This is a genomic window from Mycolicibacterium agri, from assembly GCF_002553505.1.
GTDB classification, from domain to species: Bacteria; Actinomycetota; Actinomycetes; order Mycobacteriales; family Mycobacteriaceae; genus Mycobacterium; species Mycobacterium agri.
Map to the genome: position 1 here is coordinate 23,836 of NZ_PDCP01000048.1, position 19,742 is coordinate 43,577.

Consider the following 19,742-nt stretch of genomic DNA (forward strand, 5'->3'; position numbering starts at 1 on the left):
TTGTTAGCATCGGCGTCCATGAGCGACGACGCGATTCGCGACGACCATGCCGAGCTGCTGCGTCGGCGCGCCCTGACCGAGGACGCCGCCAGGCCCGACGCCGTCTCGCGCAGGCATGCGGCGAACGGGCGCACCGCGCGAGAGAACATCGACGACCTCGTCGACCCGGGCTCGTTCGTCGAGTACGGCCGATTCACGATCGCTGCCCAGCGATTCCGCCGAGACCTCGACGACCTCATCGCGCGCACGCCCGCCGACGGACTGGTCGCGGGCACCGCGCGCATCAACGGCGCACTGTTCGGTCCCGCGCGCAGCGCTTGCGCGGTGCTGTCCTACGACTACACCGTGCTGGCGGGCACCCAGGGCTATCTCGGGCACCGCAAGAAGGACCGGCTATTCGACCTGATCGAGCGGATGCGGCTGCCGACGGTGTTCTTCGCCGAGGGCGGCGGCGGTCGGCCAGGCGATACCGATTTCCCGACGGTGTCGTCGCTGGAGACGCGCGCCTTCAAGCTGTGGGCGCAGCTGTCGGGTGTCGTGCCGCGGATTGCGATCGTCAAGGGGCGTTGTTTTGCGGGCAATGCCGTGATCGCCGGCGCGTCGGACCTGATCGTGGCCACGCAGGAAACGTCGATCGGCATGGGCGGGCCCGCGATGATCGCCGGCGGCGGGCTCGGCGACGTGCACCCCGATGAGGTCGGACCGATCTCGATGCAGGACGCGAACGGCGTCGTCGACGTAGTCGTTGCCGACGAGCCCGAGGCCGTCGCCGTCACAAAGCGGCTGTTGAGCTACTTCCAGGGTTCGACGCCGCCGGGCGAAGGCGGCGACCAAACCTCGTTGCGCACAATGATTCCCGAACGTGACCGGCGCGCCTATGACGTCGGCCCCGTCATCAGAACGCTGGCCGACGACGATTCGGTGACAATACTGCGGCCGCGGTTCGCCCGCGAGATGGTCACTGCGTTCGCCCGCATCGAGGGGCGTGCTGTAGGCATCATCGCCAACGACACCCGATACATGGCGGGCGCGATCACCGCACCGGCCGCCGACAAGGCGGCGCGCTTCCTGCAACTGTGCGACTGCTACGGGATTCCCGTCGTCTCGTTGATCGACTGCCCTGGCTACATGGTCGGCCCGACGGCGGAGGCCGAAGCATTGGTGCGACGCGCATCACGGATGCTGGTCGCCGGCGCCGCCATGCGTGTGCCGCTGGTCGCCGTCATACTGCGGCGCGGCTATGGCCTTGGCGCACAGGCGATGACCGGCGGCAGCCTGCACGAGCCCGTGCTGACCGTCGCGTGGCCTGGCGCACACCTCGGGCCGATGGGCCTCGAGGGCGCGGTGCGGCTCGGGCTGCGCAGGGAACTGGAAGCGATCGCCGACGAGAACGAGCGCGAGGAACGCGTGCGGCAGGCCACCGCCGCGGCGCAGGAAAACGCCAAGGCGCTCAACGCCGCCGCGTTGTTCGAGATCGACGACGTGATCGATCCCGCCGATACGCGACGCATCATCGCCGAGACGTTGACGACAGCGACCGCGCACGTCGACTGCGGGCCGTCAGGCCGCTTCGTCGACACGTGGTGACGCCTTTACCGCTCGCGAGGGAACCCGCGCGAGTACTCGCGAGCGGACTTGCAAGGAAGAGGGGACGGTGCCGCCATAGCGCCTCTCGGCAAGTGGTCGCTCGAAGCGACGGTTCTGGGTGGGGCCCGGGGCATGCCCGGCACCGTCGGAAGGTTTAACGGGCATCATCGGCCCGCTATTCCGACGCGCCCGCTGTTCCGGTTGCGAGCGTGCGTGTTGTAGGGGATTTACACGGCGTGTCGCCTGCAGACACGCCCGCTCGCCGTTATGGGGGGAATTAGTTGGTGGCCAGGGCCGCCGCGATTGCGCGGCGCATATCGTCGTCGTTGACCACCAGATCCGTATCGGGGGCCTGCGCCAGCAGTTGCGGCGGCGTGCTGCTCAACCGGCGGGCCCGCTCGTGCTTGCAGTGCACGATGACCTTGCGCGCGAAGCGGCCGTTGCCCGCAGTGTCCAGCGCGGTGCCCTGCTCGATCGGGGTGTCGCGCAGCCGCGCGGCCTCCGCGTGCAGCAGCGGCCATGCCGTCTCGGCGATCGCGATCTTCTCCTTGCGTGCGATCAACTGGCCGATCTCGACGATCTCGTCGGGGGTGTAGCTGGTGAACGTCAGCGTCAGGTGAAAGCGCGACGCCAGCCCCGGGTTGGCCTGCATGAAGCGGCGCATCTCCTTCGGATAGCCCGCCACGATGACCACCAGCCGGTCGCGGTAATCCTCCATGTACTTCAGAAGCGTGTTGATCGCGTCCTTGCCGAACGAGTGCCCTTCGTGCTCGGGTGCCAACCGATAGGCCTCGTCGATGAAAAGCACGCCGCCGAGCGCTGATTCGCAGACTTCCTTCATGCGCGCCGCGGTCTGCGAGATGTAGCCGACAACCAGATCTTCCTCGGTGACCTCGACGACGGAGGGGCGCTCGATCTTGCCGAGGCCGAACAGGAACTCCGCGGCGATACGGGCGAACGACGTCTTCGCGGTGCCCGGCGGGCCCTCCAGCACCATGTGGTTCTCGTTGGTCATCGACGTCTCTTCGCCGCGCGCGGCGAGAATCTGGTCGATTTGAATCTCGGTGCGCCACACCGTGATCTGCTCCTTAGGCCCGGAAAGGCCGATGAGTTCGTCGAGCTTGCGCTGCGCCTCGGCCAGCACCGCGTCCTTCTGCTCCTCCAACGCCGCGGCGGCGCGCTGCTCCCTGGAGGTCTCGGTGCTCGGATCCCACGGATCGGTGCGGGTGGCGATGGTCTCGGCGTCGGTGACGATCAGCCGGTAGCCCGGATTGCCCAGCGCCTGCGCCGCGGCCTCCAGCAACACACCGTTGTTGGTGGCCTGCTCGAACGACGCCCGCGCCGCCTCTTCCTGGCCGAGCTCGCGCAGGCACCAGCCCTTCGTCAGCGCCGCGTCGGCGGCGATGTACTGATTCTTCGTCTTGACCGTGCTGGCGCGGTCCAGCGCGGTCTGGAACTGCCCGATGCTGGCGGCGGCCGCCGCGGCCAGCGTGTCGACGGCTGCGGTCAGGTCGTCGACGACGTGAGTGGCATGCGCGGGAGGCGATTTCGCGGTGAGCCGCAACACATCCGGCCACCGCTGCGCCAAATGGTAGGTGGCCGCAGCGATGAACTGCGTCCACTGCGCGGCCATGGCGTCGCCCGACACGATCGGGTCCTCGAGCACGTCGACGGCCTCGGCGAACCGACGCTCGGAGATCAGCGCGGTCGCATACGCCAGCGCGATCGTCGCGCGCGACCACACCGGCATCGTGACGTACAGCGGGGCGTCGACGCGGGCGTGCAGATCGCCGTCGACCAAACCGATGCGGCGGGTCTCTCGATACAGCGATCGCGAATTTCGGTGCGCCGCTTCGAGCACATCGATCGCGTGATCACCGCACGCGATCCGGCCCAGCCACGCGTCCGACATCGTCGGCTGCGCGGACGTGATCGCGACGAAACCCGCCAATGCGGTGCGGGTGTCCCCAGCCCTGAAGCTGTCCGTCGCGGCGTCGAACGCGCGGCGCTGGTCGGTTGCGGTGGTCAACCTGTCTCCTGTCTCCTTACGCGATCTGGCCCGCCGCCCCCAGGAACGGCTGCTCGGCCTTGAACGTAGCGATCTGTACGTCGGTCGTGAACGCCGCCGTGGCGATCCGGACCGTCGACGGCGAGATCTGAGTGAACGACATATCGGGCGTCGGCGCGTCCCCGGTATCGCCGATCGTCACCACCGTCGACGCCAATCCGGCCGGCGGCGGCCCGCCGACGCGGTCGCTGACGATGATCGACGGCACGAACTCCGGGGGATGCCTGCGGTCGACCACCGCGATCAACGGCTGCTCCAGTTGGCGCCAGCGCGCCGGCTTGTCGGTGTAGATCGCGATGCGTTCGCCGACCGCCGCCGCGCGTACCAACAGTTGGCAGGCATACGACATCCCGGTATGCAGCGCGATCCGGGTGGCCTGGTCGGGATCGGTCAGCGACAGCAGCAACAGGTCGCCGCGCTGTGTCGTGCCGATCAGCACACCCGACGAGCCGACCGGCACCTCCAGCGGCGCGGCGTCCAACGGCCGGGCCGGCATCGCGTCGAAGCGGCGTGGCAGCGGCGCCGAACGCGTCGCCGCCGGGCCCTGGTAACCGGGCAGCGGATTGAGGTACAGCGTCGGCGGCCGGGTCGGCGCCTGCGGGTCGTTCACCCGCACCAGCGCCGACACCCACGTCCGGCCATCGGTCGGGCTGCGCTTCTTGAACAGCGAAATCGTCTGCACCACAGCGTCGGACCGCAACGCCCACATCTGGTTGAGCGTGTTGGTGGTGATGTCCTCCGGCGAGAAGTAGTACGACGTGAGGTAGCCCGGATGGGCCTCGATCGACTTCCATGACTCGGTGGGCGCCAGCGGCTTCGGGGTTCGCGGAATACCGGCGGGGACGTCGTCGACGGGAGCATCGTCCGGCACCTCCGCGAGGCCGCCGCTCAATTCGGCCAGCGCGGCGTCGAGTTCCTTGGCGGTCAGCGCATTCGCCCGCACACCACGCTGCAGCAAGGCGTTGACGATCCGCTCCGTCGCCGCCGCGGCCGCAGCACCCACTGTCGACCGGTAAACCAGTCCCGCAACGGATTTCGCGATATCGAGCCGGATGATCATATAGGTGCGGCGCTGACCGGCTGCGGGACGGTCGGCCAGCAGGGTGGAATACAGCGGCGGGTAGCCGGTGCCGCGGCGCACCCGCAGGCCGCTGGACACGATGTCGATGCCGGCCAGCCGGATGCCGCCGGGTTGGTCCAGCAGCTCGGTCACCGCGTCCAGCGGCAACCGATTGGGCGTCAGCGCGGTCGCCGAACCCGTCAGCAGCGTCGGCGAATACGCCTGTCCGGTGACCTCGACCATCGTGATGGCCTCGCCGTCGAACCGGTCCGACACCCGTACCCCGTACAGCGCCGCGCCGTGGGGGATGTCGACCGCCGCACCGGCGGAACCCGTGCGGCGCCTGCGTCGCCGCCAGCGGAACCGGTCGACCAGCCAACGAATCGCGTTGCGCCGGTAGATCGTCAGCATCAGCGCGAGGGCTGCGACCACGCCCACCGCCACCGTCGGCCACCACGACATGCGGCCGGGCGGGAAGATCAGCAGCGCGGCCAGCACCGCGACCTCGACGCCCACCACGGCGGGAATCGTCGCGTTGACCCCGACGGTGCGCGCCTTCACGGTCGCCTCCTTCGGATCGCCGCGGTCGCCGCCACCGCACCCGCCAGCGCCACCACAACGGCCGCGCCGATCAGCGCGGTGTTGCGCGGACGCAAGTCCGGTGGCGGGGGCGGCTCGGGCACGTGCAGCAGCGTCGTCAGATGCTCGGGCGGCAGCCGATCGCCCGGCGGCACATCGAATGTCAGCGCGGCGACCGGGTCGACGACGCCGTAGCCCACCTTGTTGTCGACGCCGCGCGGCGGGTTGTGCGCGGTCTCGGTGATACGCCGGATCACCTGGTGCGCGGACAACTCCGGGTATTTGGCACGCACCAGGGCGGCCACCCCGGACACGTAGGCGGTGGCAAAGCTGGTGCCCGACAACGGAACCGCCTTGCCCGGCTCGCGACCGGGAAGCGCGTTGATCGGTGCGCCGTTCACGCTGGACAGGCCCATCACCTCGAGGCCGGGCGCTGCGACGCCCACCCACGGTCCCGCGATGCTCTGCGGCAGCGGCTGCCCGTCGGGCGACACCGCCCCGACCGCGAGGACGTAGTCCGAATACCACGCGGGCGTCACGATGGTGGACACGTCCTGCCAGTCGCGCGGGTCGTCGGGCCGCAACGGGTTGAACACCGGGTTCTGCCCGCAGGCGGACTCTTCACCCTCGTTGCCCGCCGCGGCCACCACCACGATGTCCTTGTCGACGGCGGCGTAGCGGATCGCCGCACCCAGCGCGGCCTGGTCGATGGGCTGCGCGGCGTTGATGCACGCCGTCACCGAAATGTTCATCACCTTGACGCCGAGGTTCGCCAGGTGCACAACAGCGCGGGCCAAGGTCGCGATATCGCCTGCCTTGCGGCGGATTTCGTCGTTGTCGCCTGGCTGCGGCCGGGCCGGACCGAACGCCGACGACGACTGCCGCACCGAGATCAGCGACGCGTCGGGCGCGACGCCGACGATGCCGTCGGGCGTGCCGGGCGGGGGCGGCGGCACGGGCGCCACCTCTCCATCGCCTGGCCCGGCGGCAGGCGCTACGGGTTCCTCGGGTGGCGGTGGTTCGGGCGGCGGTGGCGGTGGCGCGGTGACCGTCACCGTGCTCGGTTTCGGCGGCGGCGGTGGCGGTGTGGTGGGAAACGGCGATGCGGGCACGCCGGGCGGCGGTGGCGGCGCCGCGACACCTGGCGGCATCGGCGGCGGCTTGGCGGCCGGGTCGGACGGCTGCGCGGCGATGATCGACGCCACGACGGTCCCGTGCGAATCGCAGTCGAACAGGCCGCCGTTCGCGTCGCCCATCACGTAGTCGCCGCCGGCGTAGAGCGCGGGGAAGCGGGGATTGGGCGTGACGCCGGTGTCGATGAGGCCGACCGTCACGCCCGCGCCGGTGGAGTATTTCCACGCCCTGCTGACGTCGAGCATGACGTTGCCCGGCGCCGGTTGCGTCACGTCGGGGTTGGCCACGGTGACCGGGTCGGCGCAGGTGTTCTGCTGCTTCATCTCCTGGTCCGGCCCGGGAGTGTCGTCCGGCGGCAGCGCGGCGGGGTCGACGCCGGGAGGTTGGATGGCGACCGCGGCCCCCGGCAGCATCACGTTGACGCCGAACAGCAGGACGGCCGCCGCCGCCGCAGATGTGGTCCGCGCCCCGCGCGTCAGCCGCGACATCAGTGGTAGCGGACGTATGCGAGGATGCCGAGCGCCCACGCGGCGAACGGAATCACCAAGGCCAACAGGATGTATTCGGTGTACTCGACGACTTTGCGGACCGGCGGCGAGAACACCCGCGGCGGAACGATGGTGGCCGCGAGCAGTCCGAGCAGTGCGATGCCGACGGCGATGCCACCGGTGATCAACGCGGAGGCGGTGTCGGTCGCTGGGGCGTGCAAGCCGTATTTGGCGGCGGCGCCGATCATCCCGGCGACGGCCGTGCCGACCAGGATGATCGCGTGGCGTCGATCGCGAAATGCTCTGGCGCGCAATATGAGTATGGCGGCGACGGCGCCGAGCACCACCAGCTGCGCCCACTCGCGCTCGCCGTCGGGGCTGACAGCCACCCAGGACGCGGGTATCGCGACGGCGGCGACGCCGAGCAGCACACCGGTCAGCACGGTGTTGGACTTGCGCGCCGCGGCGGCGACCTGTTCACCGGTCAGCGTGACGTCCGACGGCGGGCCGTCCTCGACCGGCGACACGGTGTCCTCGGGTTGGCCCGGCGCACGGGCGAAGATGTCGCGGCCGGTGATGGAACCGAACGTCTGCCGCGGCACGTTCGCCATCCGCAGCGCCACCGCGGGGGCCGCGGAGACGGCGACCAGCACGCCGATCAACACGGCCACCGCGACGCGCGGCCCTGGCACGTCCCAGAACATGCGGACCAGCGCGACCGCGGCCGCGCCGAAGCCCGCGCTGATGATGGCAGCCGCGGCCGACCAGTAGCGGCCGGTGAAGCGCACCATCAGCCACGCCCCCGCCAGCGCGGTGGCCGCGGCCAGGAACGCGTGCGGCGCTCCCGGCGAACCGCCCGGCGGAACGGTGGCGGCAGCCAGCACGGCGGCGGCCAACGCAGCCCACGCCGCGCCCTCGGTGATGACGCGACCCGCGCGCAGACGTGCGCCGACCGCGACGGTTCCGATCAAACAGATTGCGGTGGCGGCGAACAGGATCGGTACCAGCAGCGCGCTCTCGTGGGCCCAGCGCAGCCGCCACAGCAGCATGCCCGCCACGCCGAGCGCACCGCCGATGATCACCGCGGCGACCGCCAGCGCGGTTTCGGCGGTCACCCTGACGAAGTGCTCGGAGGCGTACTGCGCCAGCGCGGTCGAGACGTTTTCGACCACTGGGCCGTAGCGTTCGGCCTTACCCACGGGCACCAGCGCCAGCACGTCGCCGTCGACGATGTTGTGACCGGACAGCGAGACGTCGGCCGCCAACGCCGTCATGCCCGCTGCGCGCGCGAATTCATAAGGTACCGAGGGTAATTCGGGAGCACCGCGACCGCGTAGCACTTTGTTGATCGCGGTGACGGTCGGGTCGACCAACGTGTTCAGCGGCACCGCGGCGGGCAACACGAGATCGATCTGGTGGGATTCGCCGGCAAGGATCGACACCCGGCACGACGGTGGCACCTCGACCGGAGTCGCGGTGCGGGTGGTCGGCGCGGCGGGGGCCGGTTCGCGGACGGTCGTCACCGGCGGTCCCTCGGCCCGTCGGTGGTGGACGCGAAGTGCTCGGCGATCGCGGCGGTGATCTCGATGAACCGCCGCCGCGTCACCGGCGACATCTCCGATTGCACGTCGATGACGCCACCGGGCCGCAGGTGCGAGTCGAACGGCACCTCGACGACCACCTGGCCGCGACTTGCGAACTGCTGCACCAGAATCGACCGGGTGCGTTTGTCGGCGTGGCCGTCGGAGTCGTTGAGCACCACGACAGTGCGGTGCAGCAGACCGGTGTAACCGCGGTTGGCCAGCCACTCCATCGTCTGACCCGCCGCCGAGGCACCGTCCACCCACGGCGAGGACACCACGATCAGCGCGTCCAGGTCGCGCAGCACCTCCTGCGCGATCGGCGAGTCCATCGTCGAACCGCAGTCAACGATGGAGATCGTGAAGTGCCGGTCCAGCCGCGACGTCGCCTCGCGGTAGATGGCCGGGTCGAGCACCCGCCGCCGGGCGGTGCTGGCCTCACCCGCGAGCACGAACAGGCCCGCCGAGTTGTTGCCCACCCGGCTGCGCACGTCGGCGAACGTGTCGAGATGTTCGTCGGCGGCCAACTCCCAGTACGAGCCGGCGGCGTTCGGGTCGATGCGGCTGCCCAGCTTCCCGAACGCGGTGTCGGCGTCGATGGCCACCACGCGGTCGTCCTGGCGGTACTCGGCGAAGATCGAGCCGACGCTGGCCGCGACGGTCGTCTTGCCGACGCCGCCCTTGCCGAACACGCCGATCTTGTAATGGCCGCGCAGCAGCGAGCGGATCTTGTTCTCCAGTTCGGCCAGCCGCTGCTCGTCGGGCGACGGGCCCAGGTTGATCAGGCTGAAAGTGCTGCGGTAGATGACCTTTCGCCAACCTTTGCGGGGCGGCACCTTCTTGGTGGGCACCAGCTCGCTGGTGCGGATGCTGTCCACATAGGAGTAGCCGGTGGCCGGCGGCGCGGCCGCGGGCGCGGCGGCCCAGTTCGGCGCCGACGCCGGTTGCGGTGCCCAGTCCTGGCCTGCCGGGCGCGGCCCCCGTTCGCGCGGCGGTTCCTGCTGCCAACCCGGCGCGCCCGGTCGTGAGGCGGTCGGCGGCATCACCCGCGCCGAGTCGGCGGCATCGCGCGGCCTGGCGTCGGGGCGCGCGGGCACGATCGGGTCGGTCTGTCGACCGGGGGCAGCCGCGTCGGTGGGGCGCACCGGCGGCGGGCCCTGCCGGAAGCCGCTCGGCGGGATGCGTTGCGGTCCGGTGTTGGCGCGGTCCGACGGCCACTGCGGCCGGTCCGGGGTTGGCGGCCGAGCGGGCTCCTCCGGCGATCGTGGGACGCCGTCGTCGGCCGGTCGGCCTTCGTCGGGCACCCCTGAACCGGGGACCCGCCCGTTCTCGGCTATGTTCCGCGGCGCCACGTCGTGCTGCGGCGGCGTCGCCTCGGCCGACCTCCCCGCGGGTTCGTCGGCGTCTGCAGGCGGCGAAAGGTGTTCCCGCAGAAAGTCATCGCGTTCGGTCACGGCGTCAATCCTTCGATCATCGGAGTCCTCATTGCTGCGGTTGGGTCAGCGGGGCCGCTTCCGCGGGACTCGCCAAGGTGTCGTGCTGCGTCATCGCGTCGGTGCGACTGAGCGCAGGTCCAGGGGCGAACACTCGGATCAGCGGCCATGGCGCCTGCCGCGCCATGGGCGGAGAAATGCCGAGCGCCCGCAACGTCTCGTTGTCCAGGGAGATTCCGTACCGCACGCCCTGGTCGCTGATCCACCACATGGATTCGCGGCTGGTGGCGTCCGGCGCCGCTCCGGTAGTCATCACCAGGTTGGTTGCGCCCGCAGACATATATACCTGGTCGGCCTCGATACTCTCCGGCGTACGGTCGTTCTTCACCAACCGAAGCAGCCGGTCGTCGGAGCCGATCGGGATGGGCAGGCCCTTGCCGGACAGCACCACGGATTCCGCGGACCGGTCGGTCGACCCCTTGGACCAGCTCAGGCAGGTCACCGGGTTGGCCTTGGTGTCGACGAGGTCGAGCCGGGTGGTGGGGTAGTAGTCGACCGGGAGGGTGTCGACGACGGGCACGCTGGCCAGCCGGTCGGGCGCGACCACGATGGGAACCTCGTCGCCGAACGAGTTCGCCGACCGCAGCAGCGTCGCCACGAACGGCGAGATGGGCTGCACCCCATTGCGCAGCAGCACATAGAACTTGTTGGCGTCGGTCTGCAGGTCGCGCACGGACAGGACGGAGCCGACGACGGCGTCGGGCGCCACGTTGAACTGCGACGGCCCACCCGCACCCGGGATGACGGGGGTGTTCAACGGTTCGGTCGCGGGCAGCGCGTCGAACAGCGGCGTGGAGATCTTCACTGGCGGCGGGGCGTCGGTGTCGACGCCGAGCGCCAGCGCCACCGCCTTGTTCGACAGGTCGATCTGCGAGCGCTGGCCGTTCCAGATGACGAAGGTCTTGTCGTCGTGCTGGGCCAGCACCGCTTTCGGCGGCTGCAGTGGCTGCGTGCGCGGCCCGACCGACAGTGGCCCGCCGATCGCTGTGACCAGCGGCGCCGCGTTGGGGTTGTCGGGGGCGGTGTCGCAGACGGCCCACTGCGAGCTGTCGGAGGTGCGCACCGGCATGGTCGTCGGTGCGCCCGCGATGCCGACCGACGGGCCCTGCGGGTACTTGGCCAGCTCGTTGGCCTTCACGAAGGTCGGGTTGTTTGCCTGCCCGGCGATCAGCCTGGCGCTGACCAGATTCACGGCGGGATGCAGCCTGCCGTCGACGAGGACGAAGATCGCGCCGGTGTCGCGGTCCGCCAGGATCGTCGACTGACCCACCTGGCCCGCAGGCTTGAACCAGGACAGCACGAACATCAACGCGACGGCGAGCAAAGCGAAGACGAAACCGAGAATCAGCGATGCGCGCTGGCGCTGCACCGGGTCGAATTCCATCCGCACACCGTGGTGCGACAGCGCCGCGGCGTTTCGCCGGTTCCAGAAGAAGTGCGCCGACACCTGAAGTCCGCTGGCCAGGTTCAAAGCCATGACTCAATACCTTACTTGCGGGTCGGGACCCGTCGAGGTGCGGTTTCGGGGCGGGGAGAAGTCGTTCATCGGCGTGTGGTGGGTGTTTGCTGCCGGTGCGCAGCGCTACGCGGGCGCTTTCGCGGCGTTGAGCAAGTTGGACAGGTCGTGCCGCAGAGCTTCGGGCGAGGTGGGCCAGACGCTCGTCCATCGAGTGCCGTCCGGACCGGTCGTGTAGCTAATCGTGATGCGGCCGAGTTCGGAGTCGATCACCGAGATCACGTCGGGGTGCACGGCCATCTTGATGCCGTGGTCGATCACCGCCACCACGGCCATCGCCGACTCGTCCAACCGGGCGGCCGCCGCCATCACCGCGACCTGATCGGGGGACAGGCCCAGCCGCGTCAGCGCCGACGCGACGACGGCACGGTCCTCGCCGACGGTGTCCACCAACGCCCTCTCCAGCGCGGCGCTGGGCAGGTTGAAGCCGGCGATCGGCGCTGGCGAGCCGGCGGAGAACGCGTGAAGCACTGTGTCACAAATCAATTCGACCTGAGCGTCGGCGCGGGCGGCCTCACCGACGGGGGCCAGCACGATCTCGTCGCCGCTGCGCGCGATCATCGCCAGCCAGCGCTCCCGCTGACAGATCGACAACGCGCGCTCCTCGACCAACTGAGGTGCTTCTTGGTTCTCTCCGACGGCGGTGTCGAGTGGTTTGGGCCTGCGGATCACCACGGTGACCTCGCGCTGCGGGCGGCCCACCACGGCCATCCAGTCGCGCACCGCTTCGGCGACCTGGCCGCGCTCGTCGATGACGCCTGCCGCGACGAGCGAGGCGTATTCGGCGGTCTGCGACAACGGGACCTGGCCGTGTGTGGTGGCGACCGTTCCGTCACCGTCCACCGACGGCACAAAGGGCCGCAACCGCAGCACGGTGGGCATCTGCTCGACGCCGAGAAGGGCCTGCAGCACCCAGATGCCCGACGGAGTCGTCGTCAGGTCCGCCATCACTACCTTCCTACGTGGGCTTGCATGGAGCAGGGGAGGCCAACACAGCGGTCGGCCTCCCCTGCCTACGCGGTACGGCCGTGTTCAGCCGCCGAACCCGAACGACTTCGCTGCTGCGGCGTCGGTGCCGATCATGTCGGTCAGCGCGGTGTCGACTGCGCTGGAGTGCCGCATGATGACCTCCTTGCCGGCGTCGATGCCGGAGTTGATGAGCATCTGCGCCTGCTCGAACGACATACCGCCGCCGCCCTGGAACTCCTCCCGGACACTGGCCAGCGCGTTCTGGGCCTGCGCGCGGACGTCCTCGAGCTGGGCGCTGGCGGTGGCAACGGTCTGCACGTAGTCCGGAATCGCCGCCGGGTTGTATTCGAACATGTCCATGTCTCAAGTCCTTTCAGATCACATCGATTGGGCGACGTTCTGGACCGCGGCCCGTGCCGACTCTTCCTGAGTCTGGTAGTGATCGGCTGCGGCGCGCAGCGCCTGAATCAGTTCTCCCCATTGGGTATTGAGCTTCATCTGCGCGTTGTGAATCTCTTCGGCGGTGTTGACGTTGGCCATGGCCGCCATACCCTGCCAGCCGCCGCCACCGTGAATGTCGTGGGAAGCCCCGAGATAGTTCTGCAGCGTCCCCTGCGCCTGCTCGCGAAGATGATCGAGTTGCGTTGCGACGGCGCGCAATTTGTCTGCGCCGACAAGAATGTTGTCTGCCACGAATTTCTCTTTCTTCTAGTTCTGCCGGCTCGGCCGATTGCTTCGAGCCTATGCAGCTGCGGACGGTGGTCTTTGCACCAATTTCTGGGCTAAACCTCCCTCCCGGTCCGGGGACCAACGGTCAACTGCATGGTCCGGCCCTCTGCAGGGCCCTCCTTGGACCGGTCGTCTCGCGCCATGTGCGGTGGCGGCGCACCGTACAGGCCGCCGGTGCCGCCGGTGCTGCTGGGCCGCGCCGACGTCGCCGCCTCGGGCACCTCGGCGGCAGGTGCCCACCCCGTAGGCAGTTTGGGCGGTCCCGGGGCGTTGAAGCTTCCCGTAGGTCGGGTGTAGCTGGACATGACGCCGTGGGCGCCGGCGATGCCGCCGCCGTAACCACCTCCGCCGCCACCGCCGCGGACGGCGTCGGTGCTGGTCGTGGCCGCCAGGGCGGCCGGATCGCCCGCCGCCTTCTCCAATCCGGCCAGCCCGCCGGAGTTCATGCCGCTGGTCAGCGGCCCGAGCATGCCCATCGCCATCTGCGGGAACTGGCCGAGCATTTGGGGGAACTGGCCCAGCGGCTGCATCAGGATCTGCGGCAGCTGGCCGAGTTGCCCCAACGCCTGGGGGCCGAACGACGCCAGCGACTGGCTGGCGCTCGCCGGTGCGGCCGCGGCGGTCTGGGCGGTCGGTTGCACGGCGCCCGCGGCCTCGTTGACGCCGTTGAGGCTCTGCGACATCGCGGCGCTGACCCCGCCGTGGGCGGCGGCCTCGGCGATCGCGGCGGCCTGGCCTGCCGGGCCTGCGGGGTTGGCGGTCAGCGGGGCGGGTGGCGGCGGAATGCCGAGTGAGACCAGGATCGGCGTGACGATCGCCTCGTAGCCGCCCATGTGGGCGGCGTTGTTGGTCCAGAAGTGGGCGAAGTACTCGGTGTCGAGTCCGATGATCGCGGGGGTGTTCTGGCCGATGATGTTCGTCGCGACCAGCCCGGCCTGGGTGGTGCGATTGGTGGTGCACGCCGGCACCGGGATCATCGCGGCCTTGGCCGTCATGTAGGCCTGCTCGATGCCCGCCGCAGCGGCCGCGGACTGCTGCACCCAGCCGGCGAGCGCTTCGAGCGCGGCGACATACGGAATCGCGGTCGCCATCATCGCCGCACCGCCCGCGCCGATGAAGCCGGTGGCCGCGGTGGTGCCCGCAGTGGCTCCCATCTGTGCCGCTTCGGCCATCAGCGCCGCGGCGAGCGCCTCGTACGCGGCGGCTGCGGTGGCGAGGCTGGCGCCCTGGTCACCAGCCATCAACTGACCGGCGTTCACCTCTGGGGGGAACGCGCTCCATTGGCCAGCCATCGACGGCTAGGCCCCTCCGATGGTGGTCGCCGCGGCGTTGATGCCCTCCACCGCGGAGTAGGTCACGCCGCTGGTGCCGATCGCGCCAGCGAACAATTGCCGCATCGCGACGTACTCGGCGAGGATGCCCGTGGTGGCGGCGCCCCGCGCGACGAGCGCGGCCGCGGCGCGCACCGAAACGTCGTCGGCGCCTGGTGGCACGACCGCCGAGATCGGGCCCGCTGCTGCGGCCTGTGCGCCGGCCATCATCGCGGCGCCGCCCGTTTCGGAACTGGCCGCCGCGGCCAGGATCGCCGGATCGACGTTAATCAGCATGTTCACTCCCGACTGACGTAGCTGCTGTTTGCAGTCTAAGGCTGATTCGGACTACTCCCTGACACCAATTTGCAGATCGCCCCCACTGTACGCCTATGTTTGCGGACCTGCCGGGGACGGCGGTGCCGGGGGATCGCTCCAGCCGATCAATGCGCCTGTTGTGGCTGATCTTGTGTAGTAAATCGCTTTGCCAGGCCGCTGAGGCTCGGCGTAAATATCAGCGGCGATCTTGCCGGCGTCGCGTCGGCCGTCCAAGATCAGGATCGGCGAAAGCGACCCGCGGAGTTTGCCAAGTACCGAGCTGCCGATCGCCACCTGGTTCCAGTTCGCCACCGCGGTGGCCGCAAAGACGTGCAGCCCGGTGTCCCGCGCGCCTTCGATGTGCGGGGCCAGACCCATGAGCGGGTTGTCCATTGTCGGCCACACGCCTGCGTCGTCGATGACGACGAAGATCTGCGGCCCCGACCAGAACGTCTTCGTCATCATCTCCTCCTGCGTGGTGCCAGGAGGAGGCTGCCGCGTCTCGAGTTCAGCAACGAGAACGCGGATCGCTTCCCGGATCGCGCTCTGGGTGTAGGCGTAGTCGCGCAGGTGCGGGCCCTGCACCACGCCGAGCAGCGTGCGGCGCGGATCGAGCACCAGGATCTGGGCCTCCTCCGGCCGGTAGAGCGAGGTGATCGCCCGGCACAGCACCCGCAGGAAGTTCGTCCGACCCGACCGCGGCGCGCCGACGGCGACCGCATGTGGGTGGTCGGCGATGTCGAGATAGGCCGGGCCCAAGTCGGTTTCCGACAGCCCGAACGGGACAAGGCTGCGACGGTCGACCGGCTGCGCCAGCCGCAGCACCTCCTCGAACGGCACCGACTCGGGCAGCCGACTCACCGTGGCCGCCTTCTGGATGCCCGACACCTGCGCGATCAGCGGGCCGATGTCGCGGGTGGCGACGCGGCCGGCCGGGGTCGTCGCATCGGTGGCCGCGGACGCGGGTCGTTCGGCCAGTTCGGGCACGCCGATCAGCAGGTGCATGCCCGCCTTCGTCAGGCCGCGGCCCGGCGCGTTGCGCGGCACCTTCTTGGCGAGCTGGCGGTCCATCTCCGAGTCGCCCGGGTCGGTCAGCCGCAACTCGATGCGCTCGGTCGCCAGCGGCTTGAGCGCCTGCTTGAAGCCCTGCAGGTAGCTGGTGTGCGAAATCACCACGTGCACGCCATAACTCAGGCTGCGCGCCAGCGCGACGATGTGATCGACGTATTGCGGGTACTCGGCGGCGAAGGTCGCCCAGCCGTCGATGACGAGGATGACGTCACCGCCGGCGACCGGGACCGGCTCGGGCTTGTCGCTGAACTTGCGCCGCCGCACCTCGTCCATGTCAAGGCCAGTCTTGGCGAACACGGCCTCGCGCTCGGCGACGATGCCCTGCACCGACGCGATGATGCGGCCGACGCCTTCGCGGTCCACCGCCGGCGCCAGACCCGCCACGTGCGGCAACCCGTTGACCGCCGCGAGGCTCGGGCCACCGGCGGCCACGCAGTAGAACTGCACCCGCTCGGGCCGGTACATCAGCGCTGCGGTGGTCATCATCGTCGCCAGCGTGGTGGTCACCCCCGACTGGGGTGCGCCGATCACTAAACCGTTGGCGCCCAACAGATTCAGGAAGTGCACGTCTTGACGGTGCTGGCGGGGCCGGTCCTCGATGCCGACCGGGAACGCCAGCCCGGGGTTCTTGCCGTAGTCGACGGCCCACGGCTTGCCGCGCGCCAGCCGGACCAGCTCGTCGGCCGTGGCGGACTGCTCGAGCGGTGGCAGCCACAGTTGCCGCGGCGGGCGGGCGCCCGTGGCCTGCAACGAGTCGACGATGGTGTCGACCAGTGTCGGCGGCAATTCGCCCGGCGCCAACGGCGTCGGCGCCTGCTCAGGGACGGGCACGGGTTCCTGCCCGTTGGTCTCCGGCGGCGCGAGAAGGCCGTCCTCGTCGGGCATTTCGGTCGCGGTGAAGGTGCGCGGCGTGAACCAGGTGCCCGCGGCGGCCACGGGAGCCGGTCCGCCGTCCTCGGGCGGCGGCACGAACGGCGGCGACGAGTAGAAGGCGCGGAACTCACGCGGCGGGCGCATGCCTTCGCGCAGATATCCCGTGCCCTCCTTGCCCTTTTCGGGTAGATGCGCGGCGATCGGCGAGCCGATGGCCTCGCGCGAGTCCTCCTCGGTGCCGGTGCGCAGCGCCATGAAGAACCCGATCAGGCTGCGGATCTTCATCAATCGGTGGCTGTCGACGGTCTGGCCGGCCAGCTGCAGGAAGACGTGTAGCGACCGGCCCTGCCGGACGATCCGCCAGCACAGGTCGACGAATTGGCTGCCCAACTCGCTGCGGAACAACTCCTGGTACTCGTCGATGATCACCACCAGGCCGGGCACCGGCTCCAGCGACGGGTCGACCATCCGCTTCTCGTTGTAGACGTTGAGGTCTTTGCAGTTGGTCGCCGCGCACAGCGCGCCGCGCCGGTCGAGTTCGCCCTCCAGCGCCTCGAGCATGCGCTCGACCAGATGCATCTCGTCGCCGAGGTTGCTGACGCTTGCCACCACGTGCGGAAAGCGTTCCAGCACAATGCCTGCCGACTTCATCTTCCAGTCCAGGAACGCGACGTTGACCGTCTCGGGTGAATGAGTCAGCGCCAGCGAGGTGACCTCGGTGATGATCGTCTCGGACTTACCGGAGCCGGAGAACCCGATCAGCACCGAGTGCATGCCCATGCCGTACTGCGAGGTCTCCTTGAGGTCCAACTCGACGACCTCGCCCGTCGGGTCCAAGCCGATCGGGAACCGCATCCACAACCGGTTCTGGGTGCGCCGTGCCGACCACAGCCGATCCACGTCCAACTTGCGGGCATCGCGAATGCCCAAGATTTCCAACAGGTCTCGAGCCGGACCACCGTCGTTGCTGACGGTGGTGGCCGAGCCGACCGGCCGCCACGGCGCCATCGCGCGCGCGAAACGTTCGGCCTCGGCGATGCTCATCGTGTCGGCGACGGCGTAGAACGCATCGTCGAGTTCGTCAGGCAGCGTCACCGATATCCCGCCCCCACGCGCTTGCGCAGCACGCCGCCCTCCAGCCGATAGGTCGTCTCGGGATCGAAGCCGACCCCGCGATGCGACGCCGCCGCCGCTTCCGCGCCGCCGCTCAGTTGCGGCGCCAGCCGCACAAAGCACACCCGGCCGACGCCGCGCTTGCCGGTCACACCCGCCCAGTCCTCGGCGGAGCCGCAGTTGTCGTCGAAGATGACCCACAGCGGCGGCGCCGACGGGTCGGGTCCGCCGTGCAGGCCGCTGGCCGGCGGCGTCCACTCCTTGCGGTCGAGCAGCTCATCGCCGGCGAACGCCTCGAGGTCGGCCGGCGAGCTGAACACCAGGCGACGTTCGCCGCAGCCGTCGCGAGCCTCGGTGTGCTGGCAGTGCGGCAGCCACTTCGCCCAGTCCCAGCGGTCCGGTGCCGACGTCACGATCATGATCTGCAGATCGGCCGGGCTGTGGAAGGCGGCCAGCTGGCAGATCATCGACCTGGCGACGCCGCGCACGGTGGCCGTCGGCTCCTCGCGCGAGCGCTCATCGCAATCGATCTCGCCGACCAGCGCAATTCCGGGGTTTCGCTCCAGCCACACCACCCTGGCCATGCCGCGCACGTGGCGCTGTTGGAGCAGGAACTTGCGCAGCGCGTGCCCGGTCGCGGGTTCGATCTTGGAGGCGGCCGCGATCTGCGGCTTGTCGATCGTCATCGCAAGCTCGACGCGGCCGGTGCCGAGCCGGACCACGCCGAACTCGGGATCGCCCGGCCGCCGCTCCCACATCCGCGGCGAGCCAGCGACGCTGACGAGTTCCGACGGCGCCCAGTGACTGTGCCTGCGATGCTCCCACTGCTTGCGGGCGGCTTCCTGGACCTCCTCGCGGACCTCGTCGAGGCGAGCGAAGTATTCGCGGCGGTACTGCTCGAGCTGGCTCCACGGCATCTTCTGGGCGGCGCCGCGGCCGCGGAACAGCATGCCGCCCATGCTCATCAGCATGATCAGCGGGAAGATAGCAAAGCCGGTAGCCAGCGAGCGCTGGCCGGATACGTACATCGCGATGATGAAGCCGACGACGCCGACGATGAGGCCGATCGGCAGCACGATGCCCCAGATGCTGCGGGGCGGCGGAACCGGCGCGGCGATCGGCGGCTCAACCGCGATCTTGCCCCCACCGGCCTCGGGAGGTGGCACGCGCGGTGGCGGCACGAACGGGCGGGTGGTCACTGGCTAACCCTAACCGAGAATTTCAGACCCGCAGGACGCCAAGTTTCCCCCGGCATTCAGCGGTTGGCCTTCCAGGACTCGCGAGCAACCACATTGGCCCTGGCGAGCAAATCGTTGAGCTTTTCTTCCAGCGCAAGGTGGGTGAGCCGGCCAGGCACCGACTCGTCGATGTACAGGCTGAGCAGACGGCCGTCGGGCCCCAGCTGGATGCGGATGTCGCCGTCGGGGTCGGTGGCGTCGGTGCGCAGCGCCGCCAGCCGGTCCAGGATGGCCGTCAGTTGGTCGTAGGTGGCGGCCAGTTCGGCCTGGCTGTACTTGACCTTCGCGGCGTCGTCCAGCTCGTCGAACCCGGTCACGGCCGGTCATCCTGTAACGGCGCCAACGTGATTCGCCGCAAAACCGGCCCGCGCGGCGACGAGTCGTCGGTGTCGTCGGACTCCGCGCGGGTGCGCGCCGCCTCGGCCGCCGCGGCCGTCCGGTCGGTGACCCTGCCGGTGACTGGCTCGGTGTGCGGCTCCGGCGGCGTCACGACCCGTTTGTCCGCGGCCACCTTGTCGCCTTGGTTCTCGCCCTGCCCGCCGCGCATCATGCCGGCCAGCGGCGCCATGCCCATCGGCATCGCACCCATCGCGCTGCCACCTGTGGGGGTGGGCGC

Annotated in this window: 15 protein-coding genes and 1 pseudogene; 1 reads left to right on the forward strand and 15 read right to left on the reverse strand. The window is 69.8% G+C overall.

Translation table 11 applies throughout. The features are described 5' to 3' along the window. Positions 1–18: 18 nt before the first annotated feature. On the forward strand, positions 19–1,587 hold the full coding sequence (locus tag CQY20_RS22535; RefSeq protein ID WP_097942304.1) for an acyl-CoA carboxylase subunit beta: 1,569 nt from the start codon (positions 19–21) through the stop codon (positions 1,585–1,587). Between the two features lie 277 nt (positions 1,588–1,864). Here CQY20_RS22535 and eccA read toward each other — a convergent pair whose 3' ends face one another. From eccA to CQY20_RS22605, 15 genes and pseudogenes are all read right to left on the reverse strand, one after another. Next, positions 1,865–3,616: a type VII secretion AAA-ATPase EccA gene (gene eccA, locus CQY20_RS22540; RefSeq protein WP_097942305.1), complete on the reverse strand. Its 1,752-nt coding sequence runs from the start codon at positions 3,614–3,616 to the stop codon at positions 1,865–1,867. Positions 3,617–3,632: 16 nt separating this feature from the next. Then, complete coding sequence (gene eccE, locus CQY20_RS22545) at positions 3,633–5,276, reverse strand: type VII secretion protein EccE (RefSeq protein WP_097942306.1); 1,644 nt, start codon at positions 5,274–5,276, stop codon at positions 3,633–3,635. Continuing rightward, positions 5,273–6,916, reverse strand: coding sequence for a type VII secretion-associated serine protease mycosin (gene mycP / locus CQY20_RS22550; RefSeq protein ID WP_097942307.1), 1,644 nt, complete (start codon positions 6,914–6,916; stop codon positions 5,273–5,275). The genes eccE and mycP overlap by 4 nt, the downstream gene beginning before the upstream one ends. Continuing rightward, complete coding sequence (eccD, locus tag CQY20_RS22555; RefSeq protein ID WP_097942308.1) at positions 6,916–8,439, reverse strand: type VII secretion integral membrane protein EccD; 1,524 nt, start codon at positions 8,437–8,439, stop codon at positions 6,916–6,918. Before eccD ends, mycP begins: the two co-directional genes overlap by 1 nt. Next, complete coding sequence (locus CQY20_RS22560) at positions 8,436–9,950, reverse strand: MinD/ParA family ATP-binding protein (protein WP_097942309.1); 1,515 nt, start codon at positions 9,948–9,950, stop codon at positions 8,436–8,438. The genes eccD and CQY20_RS22560 overlap by 4 nt, the downstream gene beginning before the upstream one ends. A gap of 28 nt (positions 9,951–9,978) precedes the next feature. Then, a complete protein-coding gene (eccB, locus tag CQY20_RS22565; protein WP_097942310.1) occupies positions 9,979–11,466 on the reverse strand; it encodes a type VII secretion protein EccB in 1,488 nt (495 codons plus the stop codon). Positions 11,467–11,571: 105 nt separating this feature from the next. Then, complete coding sequence (locus CQY20_RS22570) at positions 11,572–12,453, reverse strand: ESX secretion-associated protein EspG (protein WP_097942311.1); 882 nt, start codon at positions 12,451–12,453, stop codon at positions 11,572–11,574. A gap of 84 nt (positions 12,454–12,537) precedes the next feature. Beyond that, positions 12,538–12,834, reverse strand: a complete 297-nt coding sequence (locus CQY20_RS22575; protein ID WP_097942312.1) for a WXG100 family type VII secretion target — start codon at positions 12,832–12,834, stop codon at positions 12,538–12,540. A gap of 18 nt (positions 12,835–12,852) precedes the next feature. Further along, positions 12,853–13,167 (reverse strand): WXG100 family type VII secretion target, encoded by a 315-nt coding sequence (locus tag CQY20_RS22580; protein WP_097942313.1) that lies wholly within the window; start codon positions 13,165–13,167, stop codon positions 12,853–12,855. An 89-nt stretch (positions 13,168–13,256) separates the two neighbouring features. After that, positions 13,257–14,495 carry a PPE domain-containing protein gene (locus CQY20_RS22585; protein ID WP_097942314.1) on the reverse strand — a complete coding sequence of 413 codons (1,239 nt, stop codon included), beginning with the start codon at positions 14,493–14,495 and terminating at the stop codon, positions 13,257–13,259. Positions 14,496–14,501: 6 nt separating this feature from the next. Continuing rightward, complete coding sequence (locus tag CQY20_RS22590) at positions 14,502–14,810, reverse strand: PE domain-containing protein (RefSeq protein WP_133119113.1); 309 nt, start codon at positions 14,808–14,810, stop codon at positions 14,502–14,504. Positions 14,811–14,903: 93 nt separating this feature from the next. Next, a complete protein-coding gene (gene eccCb, locus CQY20_RS22595; protein WP_234816364.1) occupies positions 14,904–17,870 on the reverse strand; it encodes a type VII secretion protein EccCb in 2,967 nt (988 codons plus the stop codon). After that, entirely contained in the window at positions 17,867–19,087 is a 1,221-nt protein-coding gene (locus CQY20_RS35610) for a hypothetical protein (protein ID WP_234816365.1), read from the reverse strand. Before CQY20_RS35610 ends, eccCb begins: the two co-directional genes overlap by 4 nt. 56 nt (positions 19,088–19,143) lie before the next feature. Then, a complete protein-coding gene (locus tag CQY20_RS22600) occupies positions 19,144–19,443 on the reverse strand; it encodes a hypothetical protein (protein WP_097942316.1) in 300 nt (99 codons plus the stop codon). Next, positions 19,440–19,742 (reverse strand): annotated as a pseudogene (locus CQY20_RS22605) (PPE domain-containing protein); the annotation flags it as partial. The pseudogene CQY20_RS22605 and the gene CQY20_RS22600, both read right to left, overlap by 4 nt.